At 72.9% G+C, this 4,136-nt stretch carries 4 protein-coding genes; all 4 read left to right on the top strand.

Translation table 11 applies throughout. The features are described 5' to 3' along the window. Window positions 1-546 (top strand): hypothetical protein (locus tag PAI11_RS21445; RefSeq protein WP_040601315.1); only part of this gene is annotated, 546 nt, incomplete at its 5' end. A gap of 159 nt (window positions 547-705) precedes the next feature. Beyond that, a complete protein-coding gene (lpdA, locus tag PAI11_RS21450; RefSeq protein ID WP_007578647.1) occupies window positions 706-2,085 on the top strand; it encodes a dihydrolipoyl dehydrogenase in 1,380 nt (459 codons plus the stop codon). After that, a complete protein-coding gene (locus tag PAI11_RS21455; protein ID WP_007578649.1) occupies window positions 2,082-2,828 on the top strand; it encodes a DsbA family protein in 747 nt (248 codons plus the stop codon). Before lpdA ends, PAI11_RS21455 begins: the two co-directional genes overlap by 4 nt. A 137-nt stretch (window positions 2,829-2,965) precedes the next feature. After that, the coding region (locus tag PAI11_RS21460) for a hypothetical protein (protein ID WP_040601316.1) at window positions 2,966-4,136 on the top strand (1,171 nt) is incomplete at its 3' end.

Genomic DNA, 4,136 nt, shown 5'->3' on the forward strand with positions numbered 1-4,136 from the left:
GCCGCGCGGCGACCGTCGGCGGACGCCGTCGCGGACGGGCCGGCGCCGGCGAAGCCCAGCGGCGGCGCCACGCCCGCGGCGGGCGGGCGCGGGGCGATGACCCGCGGCTACGCCCGCGCGGAGGAGAAGAACCAGAAGGTCCGCGAGGAGCTCGAGCCGCTGGCGCCGGGCGAGCGGCCGCGGATCGTGCCGTGGGCGGTGCTGTGGCTGCTGGTGATCGCGGCCGGCATGATCTACAGCGCGATCGCCGCCGACGGCGACAACGCGACCGGCACCCGGATCAGCAACCTCGCGATGGTCGCGCTGATCGTGGTCTCGGCGGCCGGCACCTGGCAGCTGCGCTACTGGGCGATCCTCGGCACCCAGACGATCCTCGCGCTGGCGGTGGTGATCGGCTTCATCGCCCTGATGTCGCTGACCAAGGCCTGGCTGCTGCCGATCGCGATCGGCCAGCCGATCGTCAGCGGGCTGATCTTCTATCGGATGGTCAAGGTCATGGCCCGGGTCCAGAAGAGCGAGCGGCTGCGTCACGAGTCCTCGACCTAGCGCGGAGGCTGCGCGGCGCCGACGGCCCGCGCGAGGCGGTCCTATAGGCTCGATCGACCGGCGACCCCCGTCCCCCTCGGGAGGCCCCTCGGGCCGCCGCGCCACGACGACAGCAACCCGGTCCCCGCGCGGACCGGCAACGAGCAGGGAAGACACCACATGGCGCAGTACGACGCGATCGTCATCGGTTCGGGACCGGGCGGCTACGTGACCGCGGTCCGGGCCGCGCAGCTCGGCCTGAAGACGGCGGTGGTGGAGAACGACACCGTCGGTGGTCGCTGCCTGAACTACGCGTGCATCCCGGCCAAGGCGGTCCTGCGGTCCGCCGACATCCTGCACGAGGTCCAGCACGCCGGCGACTTCGGACTCAACGTCGCTGGGGTCGAGGTCGACTTCGCCGCGATCCAGGAGCGGCGCCAGAAGGTCATCGGCCAGCTGACGGGCGGCGTCGCGGGGCTGCTGAAGAACAACAAGGTCGACTACATCGCGGGCGACGCGTCGCTGACCGCCGACGGTGGCGTGTCGGTGGGCGGCGAGGTCCACACCGCGTCCAAGGCCGTGGTGCTGGCGACCGGATCGGTCCGCCGCGCGATCCCCGGCGTCGAGTACGGCGGCCGCGTGATCGGGACCGAGGATGCCTGGGCGCTGGAGTCGCTGCCCGGCTCGATCGCCGTCGTCGGCGCCGGCGCGTCGGGGACCGAGATCGCCTCCGCCTACGCCCGCCTGGGCGCCAGGACGCAGCTGTTCGAGTTCCTCGACCGGGTGCTGCCGTCCGAGGACGTCGACATCTCGCGGGTCGCCAACCGCGAGTTCAAGAAGCAGGGCATCGACGTCCACGTCTCGACCAAGGTCGCCGACGTGCAGACCTCGGACACCGGCGTGACGTTCACGTTCCAGAAGGGCGACGGCGAGAAGCAGCAGGGCGAGGCCGACTGGCTCGTGATCGCGACCGGCCGCGCCCCCGACGTCGAGGGCCTGGGCCTGGAGGCGGCCGGGATCGAGCTGCTGGAGAGCGGCCTGATCAAGGTCGACGGCGCGCTGCGGACGTCGCGCAAGGGCATCTACGCGATCGGCGACCTGGTCCCCGGTCCGGCGCTGGCGCACAAGTCCTCCGACGAGGGCGTGATCGCGGCCGAGGACGCCGCCGGCCTGAAGACCCACCCGATCAGCTACGTCGACATCCCGCGAGCGACCTTCTGCCAGCCGAACGTCGGCAGCTTCGGCCTGACCGAGGCCCAGGCCAAGGAGCAGGGCTACGACGTCGTCGTCGGCAAGGTCCCCTACGGCGCGGTCGGCGGCGCGACCGTCTACGGCGAGTCCGGCACGATCAAGATCGTCGGCGAGAAGAAGTACGGCGAGTTGCTCGGCGGCCACATCGTGGGCGCCAAGGCGACCGAGATGATCCAGGAGCTGGTCAACGTCCGCGCGCTCGAGGGCGGCTACGCCGAGGTCGCTCGCACGATCCACGGCCACCCGACCCTCAGCGAGGCCGTGATGGAGGCCGCCCGCGCCGCCGACGGCTGGCTCATCCACGGGTGAGCGGCGAGCGGCACCGGGACGACGCCGGCGGCCCGGGCGGGGGGCTCCCCGTCCGCCCGTGGCCGGCGTCCTCCGACGCCGGCCAGCCGGCCGGCGGCGGCCGCGTCGGCGACGACCACGGCGGTGGGGCGCCCGGCGACGACGGGATGCCCGATCCCGAGGGTCCGCCGGCGTTCTACTTCGACTTCCGCGACCCCGACAGCTACCTGGCCGCCGAGCGCGTGATGCGCGCGCTGCCGGTCGCCACGCCATGGGTGCCGATCGACGCCGGCCGGCTGCCGGGGCCGCACGCCTGGGAGGGCTTCCGCTGCGAGGCCGACGAGCAGGCGGCCCGCGAGCGGATCGCCCGGGTCGCCGCCGAGCGCGGCCTGCAGCCGCTCCGCTGGCCGGTCGAGGTCCCCTTCGACAGCACCCTCGCCCTGCGGGCCGCCTGGTACGCGAAGGGCCTCGGGCGGGTCGTCTCGTTCAGCCTGCCCGCGTTCCGCCAGGCGTACGCCGGGGGCCACGACCTGGCGACCGAGGCGTTCGTGCTGATCTCGGCGTCGGCGGCCGAGATGCACCCCCGCGCCGTCGGCCAGGCGCTGCGGCGGGAGCCGGTGATCGCGTCGCTGGAGCAGGCGACCGCCCGCGCGATCGAGCGCGGCGTCCGCACGACGCCGGCGATCTGGACCGGCGACCGGGTCTTCCACGGCGACGGCGGCATCGACGAGGCGGCGCGCCACCTGGCCCGGAGTCGTACCTGAACGGGGCCGTGCTCAACCGCAGCTGGACGGTGGAACCGACGTTCGATGGACCGTAGTCCACCGCGCCAACCCCAACGTCCGTCGAATCGAGGGATCGATCCTGATCGGCAGGAGTCCGGGGCGTCGATGGCAGCAGCATGTCCTACGCTGCCCCCATCTCACGCCACCACCGCCCGCTGCGACGACGTCTACGAACACGAGCCGTCTCCGCGGCACTCCTCCTGCTAGCCACGCTCGGCATCGGCGCCTCGACCGCGCAGGCCGAGCGGATCGGTCTCAACGGCCAGCAGATCATCACCGACATCGACGCCAACCCGGCGCGATCGAACCTGCTGATCGACACCGCCGCGGGGATGCGCGCGAAGGAGCTGCGGATCCCGGTCGGCTGGGGCTGGATCGAGCGGACCCCGCCGACCACCGACGCCGACGGCACGCTGGTGCACTCCTACGACTGGAACGTCTACGACCGCTCGGTGCTGGCGATGGCCCGGCGCGGCGTGCGCACGTGGGCGGACCTCGACGGGACGCCGAAGTTCGAGGTTCCGTCGAGCTGCTGGCGCGGCGGCCAGGGGGTCGGGATGCCCGATCACCCCGAGTACTTCGGCGCGTTCGCGAAGGCGTTCGTCGCCCGCTACGGGCCCGGCGGGACGCTGTGGGCCGAGAATCCCGGCGTCGCGGCGCTGCCGGTGACGACCATCGAGCTGCGCAACGAGCAGAACCACCCCTACCGCTGGTGCGGCGGCAACCCGAACGGGGCCGAGTACGCCCAGCTGGTGCGTTCGGTGCTCGACGAGCTGGGCCCCGATCGGTCGGTCAAGGTCGTGACCGGCGGGCTGTACCCGCTGTACGACGACCGCGGCGACGCGACCGTGCCGGACTCCGTCTACCTGACGCAGATGCGCGACGCCGACCCGACGATCCTCGACGACGTCGACGCGATCGGCCTCCACGACTACGCCGACCAGGCCGGCGGCACGTCGAGCTACAGCGCGTTCGCCAACGGGGCGATGGTCGAGCTGGCGCTGACGCGCTGGAAGATGATGATGGCCGGGATCCCGCCGTGGAAGCCGGTCGCGATCACCGAGACCGGGATCGCCGGGGTTCCGACCCTGACGCTCGCCGGCGTGATCAAGATCAGCGCCGACCTCAACGACGGTGCCCGCGGCCAGGCGATCGTCGACGCCAGCCGGCGGATGCTCGCCGCCGACTGCGGCGTCGACACCGTCCAGGTCCACACGCTGGCGACCACCAACACCCCGCCGTCGCTGGCCGGGTACCCGAACACCGCCGACCTGCTCTACCGCCTGC

The organism is Patulibacter medicamentivorans (genome assembly GCF_000240225.1).
In the GTDB taxonomy this organism is placed as follows: domain Bacteria; phylum Actinomycetota; class Thermoleophilia; order Solirubrobacterales; family Solirubrobacteraceae; genus Patulibacter; species Patulibacter medicamentivorans.